General features: G+C 61.2%; 15 protein-coding genes and 3 pseudogenes. 8 read left to right on the forward strand and 10 right to left on the reverse strand.

Annotation, left to right across the window (positions count from 1 at the left end; translation table 11 throughout):
• Positions 1-388: 388 nt before the first annotated feature.
• A pseudogene (locus XH80_RS10420) lies at positions 389-1,428 on the reverse strand (IS110 family transposase).
• Positions 1,429-1,626: 198 nt separating this feature from the next.
• Between XH80_RS10420 and XH80_RS10425 the strand changes: the two are divergent.
• On the forward strand, positions 1,627-3,015 hold the full coding sequence (locus XH80_RS10425) for a hypothetical protein (RefSeq protein ID WP_271598518.1): 1,389 nt from the start codon (positions 1,627-1,629) through the stop codon (positions 3,013-3,015).
• A 71-nt stretch (positions 3,016-3,086) separates the two neighbouring features.
• Here the strand turns inward: XH80_RS10425 and XH80_RS10430 are convergent, their stop codons facing one another.
• From XH80_RS10430 to XH80_RS10445, 4 genes are all read right to left on the reverse strand, one after another.
• Positions 3,087-4,367: a type II toxin-antitoxin system HipA family toxin gene (locus XH80_RS10430; RefSeq protein ID WP_271598519.1), complete on the reverse strand. Its 1,281-nt coding sequence runs from the start codon at positions 4,365-4,367 to the stop codon at positions 3,087-3,089.
• Entirely contained in the window at positions 4,357-4,692 is a 336-nt protein-coding gene (locus tag XH80_RS10435) for a helix-turn-helix transcriptional regulator (RefSeq protein ID WP_271598520.1), read from the reverse strand. The genes XH80_RS10430 and XH80_RS10435 overlap by 11 nt, the downstream gene beginning before the upstream one ends.
• A 155-nt stretch (positions 4,693-4,847) precedes the next feature.
• Positions 4,848-7,145, reverse strand: a complete 2,298-nt coding sequence (locus XH80_RS10440; RefSeq protein ID WP_271598521.1) for a UvrD-helicase domain-containing protein — start codon at positions 7,143-7,145, stop codon at positions 4,848-4,850.
• Entirely contained in the window at positions 7,129-7,308 is a 180-nt protein-coding gene (locus XH80_RS10445; RefSeq protein ID WP_271598522.1) for a hypothetical protein, read from the reverse strand. Before XH80_RS10445 ends, XH80_RS10440 begins: the two co-directional genes overlap by 17 nt.
• An 11-nt stretch (positions 7,309-7,319) precedes the next feature.
• On the opposite strand from XH80_RS10445, the pseudogene XH80_RS10450 reads away from it, so the two are divergent.
• The 3 genes and pseudogenes from XH80_RS10450 to XH80_RS10460 all read left to right on the forward strand — a co-directional run.
• Positions 7,320-7,703: pseudogene (locus tag XH80_RS10450) on the forward strand (IS110 family transposase); the annotation flags it as partial.
• 33 nt (positions 7,704-7,736) lie between these two features.
• Positions 7,737-7,994 carry a hypothetical protein gene (locus tag XH80_RS10455; RefSeq protein ID WP_271598523.1) on the forward strand — a complete coding sequence of 86 codons (258 nt, stop codon included), beginning with the start codon at positions 7,737-7,739 and terminating at the stop codon, positions 7,992-7,994.
• Positions 7,942-8,178: pseudogene (locus XH80_RS10460) on the forward strand (IS3 family transposase); the annotation flags it as partial. The gene XH80_RS10455 and the pseudogene XH80_RS10460, both read left to right, overlap by 53 nt.
• 535 nt (positions 8,179-8,713) lie before the next feature.
• On the opposite strand, the gene XH80_RS10465 reads toward XH80_RS10460, so the two are convergent.
• On the reverse strand, positions 8,714-8,872 hold the full coding sequence (locus tag XH80_RS10465; protein ID WP_271598524.1) for a hypothetical protein: 159 nt from the start codon (positions 8,870-8,872) through the stop codon (positions 8,714-8,716).
• A 137-nt stretch (positions 8,873-9,009) separates the two neighbouring features.
• On the reverse strand, positions 9,010-9,909 hold the full coding sequence (locus XH80_RS10470) for a LysR family transcriptional regulator (RefSeq protein WP_271598618.1): 900 nt from the start codon (positions 9,907-9,909) through the stop codon (positions 9,010-9,012).
• A gap of 125 nt (positions 9,910-10,034) precedes the next feature.
• On the opposite strand from XH80_RS10470, the gene XH80_RS10475 reads away from it, so the two are divergent.
• From XH80_RS10475 to XH80_RS10490, 4 genes are all read left to right on the forward strand, one after another.
• Positions 10,035-10,859: an alpha/beta fold hydrolase gene (locus XH80_RS10475; RefSeq protein ID WP_271598525.1), complete on the forward strand. Its 825-nt coding sequence runs from the start codon at positions 10,035-10,037 to the stop codon at positions 10,857-10,859.
• A gap of 7 nt (positions 10,860-10,866) precedes the next feature.
• The gene (locus XH80_RS10480) at positions 10,867-11,835 is read left to right on the forward strand and encodes an MBL fold metallo-hydrolase (RefSeq protein WP_442868623.1); all 969 of its coding nucleotides are present in this window, start codon (positions 10,867-10,869) and stop codon (positions 11,833-11,835) included.
• Positions 11,836-11,883: 48 nt separating this feature from the next.
• Positions 11,884-12,633, forward strand: a complete 750-nt coding sequence (locus tag XH80_RS10485) for an SDR family oxidoreductase (RefSeq protein ID WP_271598526.1) — start codon at positions 11,884-11,886, stop codon at positions 12,631-12,633.
• Between the two features lie 340 nt (positions 12,634-12,973).
• Positions 12,974-13,921, forward strand: coding sequence for an N-acetylmuramic acid 6-phosphate etherase (locus XH80_RS10490; RefSeq protein ID WP_271598527.1), 948 nt, complete (start codon positions 12,974-12,976; stop codon positions 13,919-13,921).
• 331 nt (positions 13,922-14,252) lie between these two features.
• Here the strand turns inward: XH80_RS10490 and XH80_RS10495 are convergent, their stop codons facing one another.
• From XH80_RS10495 to XH80_RS10505, 3 genes are read right to left on the reverse strand one after another with little or no spacing between them, the layout of a single operon-like run.
• On the reverse strand, positions 14,253-15,065 hold the full coding sequence (locus XH80_RS10495) for an ABC transporter permease (RefSeq protein ID WP_271598620.1): 813 nt from the start codon (positions 15,063-15,065) through the stop codon (positions 14,253-14,255).
• Positions 15,065-15,895, reverse strand: a complete 831-nt coding sequence (locus XH80_RS10500) for an ABC transporter permease (protein WP_442869141.1) — start codon at positions 15,893-15,895, stop codon at positions 15,065-15,067. Before XH80_RS10500 ends, XH80_RS10495 begins: the two co-directional genes overlap by 1 nt.
• 40 nt (positions 15,896-15,935) lie before the next feature.
• Positions 15,936-17,066 carry an ABC transporter substrate-binding protein gene (locus XH80_RS10505; RefSeq protein WP_271598529.1) on the reverse strand — a complete coding sequence of 377 codons (1,131 nt, stop codon included), beginning with the start codon at positions 17,064-17,066 and terminating at the stop codon, positions 15,936-15,938.
• Positions 17,067-17,098: the final 32 nt, after the last annotated feature.

Genomic DNA, 17,098 nt, shown 5'->3' on the forward strand with positions numbered 1-17,098 from the left:
AACTTCGAAGACATACTTCGCCAGATCTAGACCTATCCGAACGACCTGCATGATATCCTCCTTCACTGCACTTGACGCTCGAGATTCCACCGCGGCAAGGGCTGGGTCCATACCATTGGCCCCCGACTTGCAAGAACGGCTCTGGCAGCATGCTCGGATCGCTTGCGCTCATATGTCCGACCTGTTTTCGGGTCTTGCGACCACCGGCCAAGATGGGCTTCGCGGACAGTGAGATCCAAACACGAGAGCGGCATTTTCTGCCGGTAAACCGAGCGGAGCATTTCACTGACCGGCTTGCGCCGAACGTACCACCTCTTCCTGTCCTGCAAGTTCCGCCCTCAGCGTCAAACCTGCCGGTCTGGCGCCAAGCTCTGCATTTCGTTCAAGTCTATGTCGGCATCTGCGCGACGTTGCTTGCGGGCCGATACCGCTCGCCGCTGACCATCAGTTTCCAGGCAATCCGCGCCAGCTTGTTTGCCAAGGCTATGGCCACGAGCTTCGGCGGCTTGCGTGCGATGATGTCTTTCAGCCAGGGCCAGGAGCGTGTCTCCCGTCGGCGCATATCTGCGATCACAGCCGTCGCGCCAGCCACCAAAACGGTTCGCAACATGCCGTCGCCGGCGCGTGTAATCACGCCCAGCCTGTTCTTTCCGGCCGTCGAGTGATTCTTTGGTGTCAGGCCGAGCCAGGCGGCGAAGTTTCTTGCCGACTTGAACCCGCGTGTATCCACGACCTTGATCGAAAGCAGCGTCGCACCGATCGGACCGACGCCCGGGATAGCCGCCAGCCGTCGGCTCATCTCGTTACTTCGGTGGAGTTGCATGAGCTTCTTGTCGAGCTTGGCGATCTGGTCGTCGACGCGCGCCAGTTCTGCTGCCAAGGCGTCCACCAACTCCTTCGCCAAGTCGGGGACTGTTGCATCGGCCTTGATATCGATCAGCAATTGTTGAAGCCGCGAAAGCCCCTTGGGCGCGGTAAAGCCGAATTCCGCGGCGTAGCCGCGGATTGAGTTGGCGAGTTGGGTCCGCCTGCCGATGAACTGGTTGCGCACACGCGCCAACATTTGTCGCCCTGTTGCTCAGGACTTTTGATAGGTACAAAGTTCTTGCGCAGTTTCGGCCGGCTTGCCGCCTCGCAAATCGCTTCCGCGTCCGCAGCGTCGGATTTCCCGCGCTGCACATAGGGTTTGACATATTGCGGTGGGATCATCGCCACTTCATGCCCGAGCGATTGCAGCTCCCGCGCCCAATAGTGCGATGCCCCGCAGGCCTCCAGAGCCACAAGCGCAGGCGGCAAACGCCTGAAGAACTCCAAAACCTGCCCGCGCCTCAATTTACGCCGCAAAACCGGCTGCTCGGTGCCATCAACGCCATGCAGCTGAAATACACTCTTTGACGTATCCAAACCGATGCGAACAATCGTTTCCACGGGAGGCTCCTTCGTGCGAGGTCAGCGACGACCTCATCTTGCCACGCAGTATGGCGGAAGGGGGCCGTCCACCCCAACACGAGAGCCTCCCGGTGCGGCCCCGCCGCACGCGCCCTAAAAGCAGCGAGTTGACCGTTGGCCTGAAAGCGAAGACAAAATTGATAACTGAAGAGGAGGTCCTGATTCCAGGATAGGTCCATGCCGAAGATCGAAAGCGCAAAGCCTCTGCACTGTGTCGAGCTTGTTACCGGCGAGAGGCTCACCGGAACGGTCCTCGTTTCAGACGACGAGCTCCGCGCCCATATCTATAGCTATACCGATCACTTCCATATCGAAGGTGAAGAGCCTGTCTTCTTGCAAACCGCGACGAACGAAATCGTCTCGCTGCATTCGAACGTCACAACCATCGCCGGAACGTCTACGCGGAACATGCCGCCGCAGCGGCGCACCTACCACCAAGAGATCCTCTCCAATGTCGCGGTTGTCGGCCACGACGCGTGGACGGCGGAAGACGGGGTCAGGCAGGCCTCATTCAACGTGAAGCACACGAACCAGTTGATGCGCCACAACGGCAAGGTCAAGACGATTGGCCGCACGCGGTTTCCCGGGGAAGATGAGCTAACGATCTTCAACGATGCGGCACAAGGCATGACGGTGCGGGCTTGGTATGGCGCGACCTACGGCATGGAGCTGGAGGGGCCGAAGGAGATTTGGCCGACCTTCGGGCTCGAATTCGAGCAACCGCAGAACATCCGGGACTACATAGGGTTCGTGTCGGATTACGTGAATTTCCTGTCGTTCTGCTTCGGCGTGCAGCTCACGCCATCGGCGATCCGGATCGACCGCCTTTCCTTCGCAGAGATGATGGAAGCCATCGAAAAGCACGAATATCCTGGCGACCATAAGGTCCACTACGTTTGGCCGGAAGCCGAGGTCGACAATCGCGATCTCTGGGTCGGCGGTTCGCCGGTACGATGTTGGGACGATCAGGAACTTGGCACCTTCCGCGCATGCCTTGTGGCGTGGATGAACCGGGCATCGTCGTGGCGGCGGCCTAGCGCGCTTATGATGACCGCATTCGGCTTGAAGAACGTCGTTTCCTCGGAACGGCTTCTGAACGCGTGCCGATGGTTTGAAGACATCCCGATCGGCAAGGCGCAGCCGGTGCTCTCCGCTTCGGATGTCGACGCGATCGCCGCCGTTGCCGCAGCGAAAGCCCAGGAGCTCGGTCACGATCCAACAATCGGCGAGCGCGTCGCGGGCGCGATCCGGTGGATCAGGGCGGAAACCGCCGAGCAGCAATTCAAGCGTCTTATCGGCACCGTCGAAGCCAGGTTCGGCAAAGGCGTCATCCCCGAGGAGGCCGTCGAGCATCTCAAGCGCGCAATCAGTTTTCGCGGCAAGAGCGCGCACGGCCACTTCAATCCGGAGAGCGACGCGCAATTCCGCGCCTTCTCAAAATCGACGCGAGCGATGGAATCGCTCTGCTATCTCTTGACCGCCCTAGAGCTGCCAATCCCTGAACAAGGCCGCTCGCGCGTTGGGTCAAATCCTGTGCTCCGGGACTATCGCATGGCCTACGATTGAACGTTTGCGGTAAGGCATGGCTCGGATCGACCGGGGCGATTCGCCAGTCGCACGATGCGCGGGCTGCTCCGCTAACCGACGAGGCGCGTGATAGCTTCCGGCGCGTCGATGAACGCATAGGGATTGAAGAACTGGCGGCGCCACAGGAAATTCCGGTCAACCTCGCTGAGCGTGGCCTCGTCGCATACCTGCGTCCAGCGTTCCTTGATGGTCTTGATTTGCACGGTCGCGATAAGGATCGCCTCCCCCTCATTAAGCAGGAACAAGGGCGCGGCTTTCAGGCAAAGTGCGATCTGGCTCGCACGCTCCTGCCCCATGATGAGCATGGCCTGCGATGCCTCCCCACCCGTGCGGTTCTGCGGACAGATATCGTAGGCGGGCGCGAGCGTAAGCTCCGTACCATTCCAGAACGCAGCATGGTTTCGCGCGTGGTCGTCAGTGTTGCCGGACAGGATGTTGAACACGAGCCTGCCAAAGAGTTCTTTCAAGGCCTCTTTGGGCGACGTGAAGCGGTGACGAATGACGGTCGCAAGCTGCTCGTAACTCGCGTAGCGGACCATCATTTCGTCGAGCTCCAGCAGCGTGAGCGCCGACACCATGGCCTTGCGGCGCCAGCCTTCCGGGGCTTTTTCACGGTCGAAGCGCTCGATCAGCAGCACGTCCTTTCCGGCGGCGCGCTTGAGGGCAACGGGCGCGGCGGTAAGACCGACGAGGGATGCGAGGCGCATGGCGATGAATTCGGCTTTCACCACGCCGAAGAGGTCGTTCTGGGACGAGAACTTCGCCACGAATTTCTTGTTGCCGGACGTAATCATGGCTTTTGGCCGCGCTCCGCCGATGGAGCTGCCATGGAGCAGCGCGCGATGGAGTTCAGCCGTCAGCGGTACGCCTTTTTCAACCAGCGTGGCGGCGTTCAAAAGTTCATCAAGCGACACTTCCGCGCTCTCGCGCGGCACGTAGTTTGACGCCGACGCCTGAAAATCGAGCGCGCCGATGCGGTCCGACCCGGACTCCATAAGATAGGTTAGTTCGTCAAGGGTGCCGGGATCGACATCTTTTCCGCCCGATCCGAATTTGCGGTTGATGATGATGCGGCGGCCCCACGCGTCGGGCGCGGCGTCGCGAATACAGTTGGGCATGTTGAGCCCGTTCAGGAGCGGAAGGACGCCGCTCTTGAGCGGCAATTCCGGCTCATAAAGCGGGATGGCATTGTTGCGGCGGAGATAGCTCTGCCCGTAATTGTAGACGAGTTGCTTGCCGCTCGCGGACAAAAGACCCGCGACGACAGGTTGCGTGCTGTCCGGCAACCAAACCCATACATAGGCTTGAGTATGTTTTTGCTCAGAAGTCATCGTCAGGCTCGGTTCGGTGGCGGCGGATTGCTTTGGGAAGTAAGGCCATCACTTCGCGGGTGGACTCGACGTCGCGCGACATCGTTACCTGGCCCGCATCGAACAGGCGCACGCCGACAATCGCAGCGGCCTCGAACACGGCGCCAATGGTGCAACCGGGGTCACCCGCCTCGATGCGTTGCATGAGGCCACGCGAGACCCCTGCCCGTTCCGCCAAGGCAGCCACGGTCATGCGGCGGTCAATGCGTCCTCGACGGATAAGCTGCCCCAGCCGGATCGCGGCATTCGCAGCATAGGGCGAGACAGGGCGGTTGGTCTTGGGCACGTCTGATCCATAAATAGGCCATAAGCAGCCTTATGATCTATTTATAGACCAAAATAGGCCCGATGTCAAGTATATGATCTATAAATAGATCATTCCGGCCTTTGTGATCTATTTATAGATCACCCAGCACGCCTATCCTCTCACAAAGGGGCGCTTCAAGTGTAAAAAGCCAATTGATCGAGGGTAAGCAGGGCCTGAAGTGCCCGTACCATCGTATAGGTTTCAGGTGCTGCCGCACCGTGACCGACGGCATGGCGCGAGCTGGCATTGCCGGTCCGAGCCGCGGGATCGAAGTCAGCAAAGGTATGCGATCTCAAATAATGAGCGAAAGCGGCCGGGAACAAGAGTGTATCCGGGTGCCCCGCCTTTGCCTCCGCCGACGCGACCGCGAATTCCAGCAGCTTCTTGATCCGCGCGCCCTTCCCATAAACCTTGCGATAGGCGTCACCCAAAATTCCTTCGATCTCAGTCAAGGCAATTTTCAGCACGGGCACGGCGTCGCCTTCCGCGAAGGATTTCAGCGCCGAGCGCAAAAGCCGTTCCTTGCCGGCAAAATGCGCCTTCGCCATCCACCGGCTGAACATCCGCTCGATCCGCTCAGAGTCGAACTTCGCAAGGATCTTCGCTTCCACTTCATCGAGCTCAAATCCGGCTTCGCTGAACTTTAGGAGCTCCCCAAATTCGGGACCGAGAATTTCTACGAATGGAAACCAGCCAGCGGCGATAAGCCGTGAAAACACGGCCTGGTCGGCGATCGCATCGTAAAGGTCTCGGTACTTCAGCCTGCGATGCAGCGTGCCAAGGTCGCGCTGCATTTCCTCTACGGAAAAATCGGCATCAGGGTTGAAATCGAAGAACAAGCCAAAGCGCCAGCCTTCGCGAAACATGCAGACGACACGATCTTCTTTGCCGATCGGGACAAGAGGGAAACCCATGCCGATAACGTCGGCAATATCCTGCTCGAACACCACCGCCCCGGCGACCATGTCTCGCTTGGTCATGATCTGAAGCGCAACCGCTGCCGTGTCGAGCCACAAGTCGCCCGTGTCATCCGGATGCACAACGAGGAGCACGACATCGGCGCGCTTAAGGTTGACGGCGCCTCCGGACTGCCGCGCGATGTGCTCGATGTGATTACTCAGGCCCTCCGCTACGCGGTGAAAGAACTTGTCATCCGAAGTGAGGCTCAGCCTTGTGTAGACCTTGATGGTATCCCCTCCGCGGGCTGTTTCCGCGGACACGCCGTGCAGCTGGAGGCCGGACAGCTTTATAGGATCGGCGATGTTTCGTGCCATGATCCCGGGTGGGCGAGGCTGGTCCTGTTCGGGCGGGGATTCGATCATCGCGCCACTGTACCATGAACCGCATCGACCCTTGAGCCTATGGCTCAAAGATAGAGATTTCCGGCACGGCCACATACCCATCGTGGATAAAAGCGACGCTCTGATAGGCACGGGTAATACCGACATAAACCTCATCTGCCGACCCGGCAACGTGCTCCGGCTTGCCCGTGCGGAGCCATTGGTGATCCCTCCGTAAGGAATGATCAGGACGCGCTCGAAACCTAGGCCTTTGACCATGCCAAAGTTCTCGGCCGGGAGACCGGCGCCAAATCGCCGGTCGAGCCGAAGTACCTGTGGCTGGTACGGCCTCCGGTATTCCTCGACGTGGATCGTCCGCACCACGAAGACCCCGTCGTGTGCGGTTTGGCTCTCATTCTTCGATTGAGCTTTGGGGAGATCGGGAAAAATGAGGTCCGCCACATCACAGATCGGTTGGATGCAACGGCGGCTTTGCGCCATGTAAGTAACTTCACACAGCCCAGCTTTCTTCCAGGCTTCGGCCTTCAGAATGAAGCCGCGTCCGCAAAACTTCTTATTCTTTGTCGCGTAGCTGGTGCGGTAGGTCGACTGGCGAATATCGCCGACAAGCGACATGGCGATGGGAGAGCGGAGCAGTAGCTCCAAGACATCGATGTCAAATCCGGCAAGGTCCTGCACCTCATCAACGAAGATGCGGGCAAACATATCGTTCAACCGGCGAATGACCTTCCCATCGCTCGCCTCGTTACACAGCAAGGCAAAATCGCCAAGGCGATCGGAGTAGGCCTGGTTCTCCCGGTCGCAATAATACCGGGTTACGTCTGCCTTCGGGACATAGGTGCGGGTGGCGCCCTTGGCGAAGTGAACGCCCACGACCCTCTCTTGATGAACGCAGCCTTGATAAGGGCGCACCATCTCGTGAAGGACGAAGGTGTACCACGGATAGATCGTAATCTCCGGAGGCACATATCCGTTTAGCTCGATCAGCTTGCGCCTGATCTCCTCCACGTTCTTTAGCGTGAACGTGGTAATCGCGACTTTCCGCGGACGCATCGAAAGCGCCTGCGTCACGATTTCCGTTGTTTTGCCCGCGCCGGCAGACGCAAAGACGATCTTATTCGACGGCGGCATTGATATAGCCGGGGAAAGCTATCGCCTCCGTCGTGTCGAAAATCTTGAGGGCAACGTCGGTTTTGTTGGCGGGCTTGGTCATGTATTCGATCAGTTCGCCTGAATCGGCGTAGTCGGTGCCGAGCACGATGTTCAGGCGCTCAAGGCTGTTAGCCTTGAGCATTTGGGGCTCAAGCCTGGCTCTGCCTCGCACCGGGCAACAAGATCTCCGGCGGCAAGGTGCTGTCTTCGCGTACGCGACGATCGTCCAGTCGGGCAGCTGCGCTGTTGCGGCTGGCGGCCACAACGGTCGGTCGAAGTGATACAGCGCTAGGAGCATTCTATCGTCGGCTGTCCTCACGGGCGGGTAAGTCGAAGGCCGTGACGGCGACCGCCCGCAAGATTGCGGTTTTATTCTACAACACGCTCCGGCACGGCATGAGCTACAGGGATCCGGGTGCCGACCAATATGAGCAACAATATCGCAGCCGCGTCGTCGCCAACCTTCAGCGGAGAGCCAAATCGCTAGGCTTCGTGTTGCAGGCCATTCCGGGGGACGCCAATCCGGCTGTTTCTTAGGAAGTCCATTGCGATCTTTGCTGGAGTTCAGAAATGAGATTTCGCTTCATCGAAGATCGCCGCGCCGACTATCCAGTAACGATCATGTGCGACGTGCTTGGCGTCTCGCCTGCTGGCTATTATGCCTGGCGCTCGCGCCTGGAGAGCCAGCGATCCGCCGCCAATCGTGAGCTCGTCGACGACATCAGGCGGGTTCACCGCGACACCAATGGCCGCTATGGCAGCCCGCGCGGTGATGCAGTCCGCCGGTTTTCGGGCCTCGATGAGCCGCAAGGCCGATTGTTACGATAACGCGCCGATGGAGAGTTTCTTCCACACGCTCAAAACAGAACTCGTCCATCAGCAGCATTATGAAACACGTGAGGAAGCCAGACGTGATATCTTTGCTTACATCGAGGGCTTCTACAATCGAAAGCGTCGTCACTCCGCCATCTGCTATATCAGCCCGATCGAGATGGAGCTAAAAGCAGCTTAACCCTGTCCATTTTTTCGGGGGAAGATCAAGTTCGCCTGCAGCTGAATTCGGAATAACGGAGTGCGGGTACCTGACTTTGTAAAGCGCCGAGATGCGAAGCATCCCCGCCGATACTGCGTCCATACTTGGTCGGCCGGTCTCCGGCTCGACGCAATTCCAGCTAAGTGATTGGAAAGATGGCGCTCCCTAGGGGAATCGAACCCCTGTTTCAGCCTTGAGAGGACGACGCCAAGGTGAGATTGGTGGGCCAATCACCTCGGAACCGCGAACTGGCAACCGCACCAGTTTCGCACCAGAAACGACCTCATCGAAACGCAACAAACGCGATCGAACGGAGGCGAATCCGCAGCAAAATCAACGAAGGTGATCGACAGTCTGCCGCTCATAACGGTCTGGTTGCAGGTTCGAGTCCTGCCGGGCCCACCAGCCTTCGCTCGTTGTGCGGACACCGAAAGAGTGACTCGATTCCGGAATAAGAGTGACTCGATTTCCCGACTTTATCCGAGCCGTAGTGCGACCAAAATCAGTCGATTCGTTAGGCCTTGCCCGCCATCGCCCGCAGCGCCGACAAGGTGCCGCCGGGCTTGAGGAATGCCTCGACTTGCGCCTCGAAGTCGGCACGCGGCATCCGCGCCAGGTCACGCCAGCGTCTGGTGGTGTGCAGTTCATGTAGCTCGTTGTCGAAGACCAGCATGAACTAGGTCTGCACCACCTCGTTCTCGCGAAGGCGGTCGCGCAACGGAGGCACGGCGCCGGCGGCTTCGCCGTCTGCCGCGATCCTGGAGCTTTCGTCAGCGAGGGCTCCCGTAGCCGGGGCTCGCGGCCGGAAGGTCAGTCCAGCGCCAGTCGCGTCTTGAGGCGCGGCGTCATCCAATTCAGAAATGCTCGTAGCTTCATCGGTACGGGCTTTCGCGGAGAATAGACGATATGGACGGGAAGCGGCTCAGGTTCGAAGTCGTCGAGCACGATGGCAAGCGCTCCAGCCTGCTTTGCCGCGTCCATCTTGTACGACATCACCCGTGTCAATCCGGCGCCAGCGATCGCGGCCATCACGCCTGCTTCCGAGGTGTTGACGCACAGCCGCGACTTGATCGGAGCTATCTTGGCCCGACTGCCTCGCACGAAGCGCCAGCCAGACGGCGCAACGCGATCGGCGATGGTGACGCAATCGTGGTCGGCCAGATCGGCGAGCTGCCGCGGGCGGCCCCGAGCCTCGAGGTATGAAGGGCTTGCGCAAACGACGATGCGGATCGAACCGATCCGGGTCGCGATCATGTTGCTGTCGGGCAGTGCCCCGATCCTTATCGCGATATCGATATCCTCCTCGGTCGTATTCACCATGCGGTCGGTCAACATCAGCCGCAGCGAGATCTCAGGGTAGGCCTGGAGAAACTCGATGGCCAACGGCACCAGATGCGTATGGCCGAGACCCCATGGCGCCGTCACGGCCAAGCCCCCCTTAGGAATTCGGTACTCCCCCGACACCTCCCGCTCGGCGTCGTCGACCTGCTCGATTATACGCTTGCAGGCGTCGATATAAGACCGTCCGGCATCGGTCAGCGTCATCCGACGGGAGGTACGTTGAAATAATTGGGCTTTCAGCCGGGCTTCCAGCTCGGCGACCTTGCGGCTGACCGTCGCCACCGGGGTTTTAAGGCGACGCGAAGCGGCCGAGATGCTGCCCGTCTCGGTCACAGCGATGATCACCGACATCGCTTCAAGGCGGTCCACGGAACGCTCACCTTTCCGAGCTTTGAGAAGTTCCTTCTCGATCTTAGGGGCTGCGCGACCGCGCTGCAACGCGGTACCCGTGAAGAAGTCCGGTCCGATCGGCCGCAGAAAACGGGAGTTCAACGATGAGCACCGTCACGACCAAAGATGGCGTCGAGATCTTCTATAAGGATTGGGGCAAGGGACAGCCGATCGTCTTCAGTCACGGCTGGCCGCTATCGGCCGACGACTGGGACGCGCAACTGCTCTTCTTCCTCGGCAAGGGCTATCGCGTCATCGCTCACGACAGGCGCGGCCACGGCCGCTCCTCCCAGGTCGGCGATGGTCACGACATGGACCACTATGCAGACGACCTCGCGGCGGTCACGGGTCAGCTCGAACTGCAGAACGCGATCCATGTCGGTCATTCGACGGGCGGCGGCGAAGTGGTGCGCTACCTCGCGCGTCACGGCGAGAACCGCGTCGCCAAGGCAGCCATCATCAGCGCGGTGCCGCCGCTGATGGTGAGGACCGACGCCAATCCGGGCGGCCTTCCCAAGGAAGTGTTCGACGACTTCCAGGCGCAGCTCGCCACGAACCGCTCGGAGTTTTACCGCGCCGTGGCGGCGGGACCCTTCTACAACTACAACCGACCGGGCGCGAAGCCCTCGGAGGCGATCATCCAGAACTGGTGGCGCCAGGGCATGATGGGCGGCGCCAAGGCCCACTACGACGGCATCGTTGCATTCTCGCAGACCGATTTCACCGCCGACCTGGGGAAGATCACCATCCCGGTACTGGTGATGCACAGCGAGGACGATCAGATCGTTCCTTACGCCGATGCCGGACCGCTGTCCGCCAAGCTTCTGAAGAACGGCACGCTCAAGACGTACAAGGGCTTCCCTCACGGCATGCCGACCACGCAGGCCGAGACCATCAGCGCCGATCTTCTCGCGTTCATCGAGAGCTGAGGCCGCCATGATCTCGAGACAGCATTCCATATCGCGGCGCGGCTTCTGTCTGTGCTGCATCGGAGGCGCGGCCTCCGCAGCCGCGGGACCCTGGCTGACGCCGCGACAGGCCTTCGCTGAGGCGCGCGGCATCGTAAGCCTAATCAAGGACAGCGCCGCCTCGGCGCCGATCGTCACGCACAAGCTGCGCGGCAGCATCTGTGCGCTCGAAGGCTCCGGTGGGACAGTAGCCGTGCTGACGGGCCCCGATGGCAAGGTGCTGATCGACGCCGGCATCGCCGTCTCCCGCCCGCAAATGACGAAGGCCCTTGCTGAACTCGGCGCCGAACCGATCACACACCTGATCAACACCCATTGGCATTTCGACCATACCGACGGCAACGCCTGGCTCAACGCGGCCGGCGCGAAGATCATCGCCCAGGACAACACGCGAAAATACCTGTCCCAGGTGCAGCGCGTGGAGGAATGGGACTACAATTTTCTCGCGCTGCCGCCGGCCGGACTTCCCACCGAGACGTTCGCCGGCGAGCGCAGCCTCAAGCTCAATGGCTCGACGATCGCCCTCAAATACTACGGTCCCGCGCATACCGACAGCGACATCTCCGTGACGTTTCCCGAAGCGAATGTCGCGCATCTAGCCGATACGTTCTGGAACGGCATCTATCCATTCATCGACTACTCCACCGGCGGCAGCATCGACGGGATGATCGCAGCCTCCGATGCCAATCTCGCGGCGACCAACGAGGAGACCATCATCATCGCCGGCCACGGCAAGGCGCTCGGCACGAGGGCCGAGCTCCGCGAATTCCGCGACATGCTGGCGGGCATCCGCGACAACGTCGCCGCACTCAAGAAGCAGGGACGCTCGCGGGACGAAACGGTCGCGGCCAAACCGACGGCGGCCTTCGACGCCAAGTTCGGCAACTTCGTCATCGATCCCGCCTTCTTCACCCGACTGGTCTACGAAGGGGTGTGACCGCAAGCGTCATCGGATTCACCAATCACTCCGAAATCGGAGGCGGACATGGATCGATTGTCAGGGAAGATCGCACTGATAACCGGAGGTAGCAGCGGCATCGGGTTGGAAACTGCCAAGCTGTTCGCGAAGGAAGGTGCGTTTGTCTTCATTACAGGAAGGCGACAGGCAGAACTCGAGAAAGCTGTCGCAGCGATCGGATCGAACGCCAAGGGCATTAGGGGCGATATTGCCAATCTCGGCGACCTTGATCGCCTCTTCGAGGAGATCAAGGAGGACAAAGGACGATTGGATATTCTCTTCGCAAATGCTGGCCTCGGCGAATTCGCCCCTTTAGGGACGATAACCGAGGCCCACTTCGACAAGGCTTTTGGCGTTAACGTGCGTGGAACCCTGTTCACCGTACAGAAGGCCCTGCCCCTCATGGGCGAGGGATCTGCGATCGTGCTAAACGCTTCGATCGCGGCCATAAAGGGAACTCCAGCGTTCAGCGTGTACGCAGCGACCAAGGCCGCGATCAGGTCGTTTGCGCGCGGCTGGAGCGTCGATCTGAGAAATAGAAAAATTCGCGTAAACGTCGTGAGCCCAGGTACGGTGCCGACGCCGGCCTACGACGGTTTCGGCATGACCGAAGACCAGATGGCTGGCTTCTTGAAAGGTCACAGCGATGTCGCGCCGGTCGGAAGGGTAGGGCTGCCGAGCGAGATCGCCGAGGCAGTTCTATTCCTGGCATCCGACCAGAGCTCCTTCGTGAATGGCGCCGAGCTGTTCGTTGACGGTGGCTTCGCACAGGTCTGACCTCTTCAAGCAAGTTCCAAGCTGTCCGATGCAATAAACCTTGCCGACGACTCCCAGGGCGTCGTGCCGCTCGCCCGGGCATGTCGGCACCATCAAAGGTTTGCGGCGGAAGACCGGCTTGGCCCCTCGGCTGATCCGAAAATCGCAGTCACGGACTCGTGAGGCGCCTCCCGCCCCATCCGGCTCCTTAGTGTACGCAGGGGTTTCGGGACCCGAAGCTAGTTCCTCGCGTTAACGTCCCATGGGAACAAAGGCACCGGGTATCGGACATCGATGGGGCGACACCCGCTGCCGCGCTGACTTGGCCAAGCTGGACCTGCCCAGGAGAGAGAAACTGACCATGAACAGGCTCCGAAGTTCCGCGTTTGAGGCTGGGATCAGCAATATGGCAACCGAAGACGTCGATCCCAGATTTGCCGACCTTGATGCATGGCCGCTGGCGTCGGCGATGGAAGCGATGTGGGAGGGGCAGCTTGCGGCGATTGCCGCAATCGGCCATGCCCTTCCCGCAATCACCGCGGCGACCGAAGCGGCCAAGACCGCGCTGGGCGACCACGGTCGCCTTGTTTATGTCGGCGCCGGCACCTCGGGGCGCGTCGCGGTCCAGGACGGCGCCGAACTGACGCCGACCTTCGCCTGGCCCAAAGAGCGCGTCCGCTTCATCGTCGCCGGCGGAGACAGTGCCTTCGTCACCAGCATCGAGGGCGCGGAGGATGACATCGACGATGCGGTCGCGCAGATCAACGCCGCGCGGCTCACGCCGCATGATGTGGTGATCGCGGTCGCGGCCAGCGGCACGACGCCGTTCACCGTCGCGGCGCTGCAGCAGGCAGGCTCCTGCGGTGCAGTGACGATCGGTGTCGCCAACAATCCCGGCACTGTGCTGCTGGCATCGGCCAAGTTTCCGATCCTGATCGAGACCGGCCGGGAGCTGATCGCCGGCTCCACGCGGATGAAGGCGGGCACCGCGCAGAAGGTCGTGCTCAACCTGATCTCCTCGGGGATCATGCTGCGTCTTGGCCGGGTGTATCGCGGCATGATGGTGAACATGCAGCCGACCAATGCCAAGCTGAAGCGGCGCGCCGAGGCCATGGTGGCGCAAATCGCCGAGCGCGATCCATCGCACGCGGCACGCGCGCTGGAGCAGGCCGAAGGCAACGTCAAGATGGCGGTGCTTCTGGCGCTCGGTGTCACCAGGGCCGAAGCGGAGACCATTCTGAAGGATGGCGACGGCAATCTCCGGCGGGTGTTTGCCGAGCTCGCCAGGGATCGGGATCAAGCGCGATAAGATTGGGCTGAATCAAGCCGCCGCGGGCTCGGTGCACCTCTCCCGCTTGCGGGAGAGCCTAGGCCGCCTTCGGCGGCCGTACTTAAAGAACGCCGAGGCATAGCCTCGGCTATGCGCGTCCCGGGCGATGCGAAGCATCGTCCCGCGCGCCGGGTGAGGGCTTTCTCCTCTTGGGGATTGTCCCGTTGCGGAGAAACCTTCTCCCCAGCCTCTCAGCGCGAGCGAAGCTCATCGCGGCCCGCATCCGCCTTCGCCAAGGCTTCGGCGGACAAGGGCGGGGGAGGAAGCGCACCTCCGTTGCCGCGGCGAAGAAACCTAATCTCATGATGGCCTAGGCCCCGACCTTGGCCAGCACGTCGGCGCGCAGGAAGCGCTCGATGAAGAGCATGAACAGCACCGATGGCACGAGCAGGATCAGCGCCGTGATCGAGGCAACCTGATAGTTACCGCCCATCGCCGCATTGTAGAGCAGCAGCGGCAGGGTCCTGACCTGCGGCACGCCGACGAAGAAGGTGCCGGTGAACTCGTCGAGCGATTCCAGGAAGACAAAGATGCCGCTGGCGACGATGCCGGGCGCGGCCAGCGGCAGCGTCACCGAGACAAACGTCTTGAGCGGCGAGGCGCCGATATTGCGCGCCGCCAGCTCCAGATCCTTGTCGACCGCGCCGAAGGCGGCGGCCGCGATCCAGACCGAATAGACCAGCCCGTGCGCGGCATGGACGAGCACCACGCCGAGGATCGTGCCGTTGATGCCGAGCTGGTAGAAGACGCGGGCGACGTTGATGTAGATCGCGACCGACGGAAAGGCCTGCGGCAGCAGGAACACAACCATGAACAAGGCGCGCGCCGGCAGCCTCAAGCGCGCCAGCGCGTAGCCGGCCGGGATCGAGAGCGCGAGCGCGACGACGACCGTCAGCACCGCGATAAAGACCGATGTGCCAAGCGAGGCCATGGCGTCGCCCGTCGGACGGAAGACCTGCTCCCAATAGCGCGTGCCGTAGCTCACCGGCAGCTTATAGGGCGTGTACCAGCGCTCGGCCACGGACCACAACGCAAGGTTGGCGAGCGGCCCGATCAGCACGAAGGCAAAGGCCGCGAGCAGGAACGCAGCCAGCACCGTGCGCATCGAAGATGCCAGGCGCATCATGGCATGCTCTCCTTCGCCATGCCGCGCTTCAGATAGATGATCGCAGCGCCCGCCGAGAGCAGATAGGTGATGACGCCGAGCGCATTCGCCGTGGCGTAATCGCCATAGGCGTTGATGCGGAAGGCCATGTCGACGGTCAGCAAGGTGGGCTGCGATCCCGCCACCATCATCGGTACCGACAGCACCGAGAGCATCGTCACGAACGACAGCACCAGCGCCACGAGCAGCTGCGGCATCACCTGAGGCAAGGCGAGCTCGAGCAGCACGCGCAAGCGAGAGGCACCAAGATTGCGGCCCGCTTCCAGCGTCGCGCGGTCGATCGCGGCGAGCGCGCCCGCGAGCAGCAGGGCAACGAAGGGTGTCTGCTTCCAGACGAAGGTGGCGATGATGCCGCGCCAGTCGAGGAAGCTGACCGCCTGGAGCGGCTCCATGAGCCCCATGGCGACGAAGGAATTGTTCATCAGCCCGTTCTTGGCGAGGAAGGTGCGCATGCACTGTGCCGCGACGATGAACGGGATGAAGAGCGGCCAGCGATAGAGCGCTTTCAGCGTGCCGACGATCAGGCGATTCTCGCCGAGCGTCAACGTACCGGCGATGACGATGGCGGCGAGCCCCGTGAACGAGCAGGAGACGAGCACGATCACGACGGTAAAGAGGATGTCGCCGGAATAGAGCTCCCAGGCCTTTCGAAAGGCATCCAGCGAGACTCCGCCTTTCGGCCCCGTGAAGGCCGAAATCAGCGAGAAGCTCAGCGGATAGAGAAACAGCGCCGCCACCAGCGCGAGGCCAGGCGCGATGAGCAGCAGAGCGAGCTGGCGTTGGGAGATCGACATCGAACCTGCCGACAGCGGCGCGCCGCAACCAACCTCAATTCGCGACCTTTTTCTCGTAGCCCTCGAGGATGTCATTGAAGTAGGGGGCTATCGGAAAGGGCTTGCCGTTGCTGGCGAGCTCGGCCGGCGTCACGTCGCTGAAGAGCTTGTCCCAGGCGGCCTTGTCGAGCTTGCCTTCAAGGTTCCTGGCGTCGATGCCGGGATACCAGTTGAACTTCTTGACGATGCCGTCGGCCTGGACTTGCGGCGAGGTTGCCAGCGCAATGAAGGCCTCGGCCAGCTTCTTCTGTGCCGATTTCTCGGGAATCGAATAATACATCGGCTGACCGGGCATGCCGGGCGAGATCAGCTTCAGCTTCATGTTCGGCGGCAGCTTGCCGTCGGCCTGCCACGAATAGAACATGTCGACCCAGACCGGGCCGATCGCGATCTCGCCGCGGTTCAACATGTCAAGCGTGCCGGCGTTGCCGGGGGTAATGGTCGCAACGGCGTTGAAGGCCTTCAGATCCGCGAAGGCCTTGTCCCAATTGGCCTTGGTGGCGGCGTCGTAGGGACCTTTCATCAGTCTGTCGGCATCGCCGCCGAATGCGTAGACCCAGCCGGCGACGAAGGCTACGCCCGACATGCCACCCTTGATGCCGTTATAGCCGAACTGCTTCGGATTCTTTTTGGCCCAATCGGCGAGCTCGGCGAAGGTTGCCGGCGGTGTCTTGACCATGTCGGCATTGTAGGCGAGCGCGGTCTGCGACTGGAACATCGGGATGACGTAGCCGCTCACGTCGGTGCCGAGCGCGTTCCTCGACGAATCGCCCGTCGCGAGCCTGGCGGTATCGACATTGGCCGAATATTTGTCGAGCAGGCCTTCCCTGACCATCTGGCCGGCGGCCTTCTGGTGGATCACCACCACATCGAAATCGGATGCGGTCGCGCCTTTCTGGGCGTTGAGCTTCTCGTAAATCTTCTGCGAGCCGGCATCGCCCGGCCCGGTGCCAACAGCGACGATCTTGACGCCCGGATGAGCCTTCTCGAACATCGGGGCCAGGTAATCCTTGACATAGTCGACCATGTTCTGGTCGCCCGCGGAGGCGACGTTGAGCGTTTGCGCTGCGAGCGGCGAAGCCGCGATCAGCGCGGCGAGCGAGGTGGCGATCGTGAGAAGGCGCATGGTCTGGCTCCGTGTCGGATCGTTGCAAGGGC

Origin of the sequence: Bradyrhizobium sp. CCBAU 45384 (genome assembly GCF_028128665.1) — a bacterium.
Classification (GTDB): domain Bacteria; phylum Pseudomonadota; class Alphaproteobacteria; order Rhizobiales; family Xanthobacteraceae; genus Bradyrhizobium; species Bradyrhizobium manausense.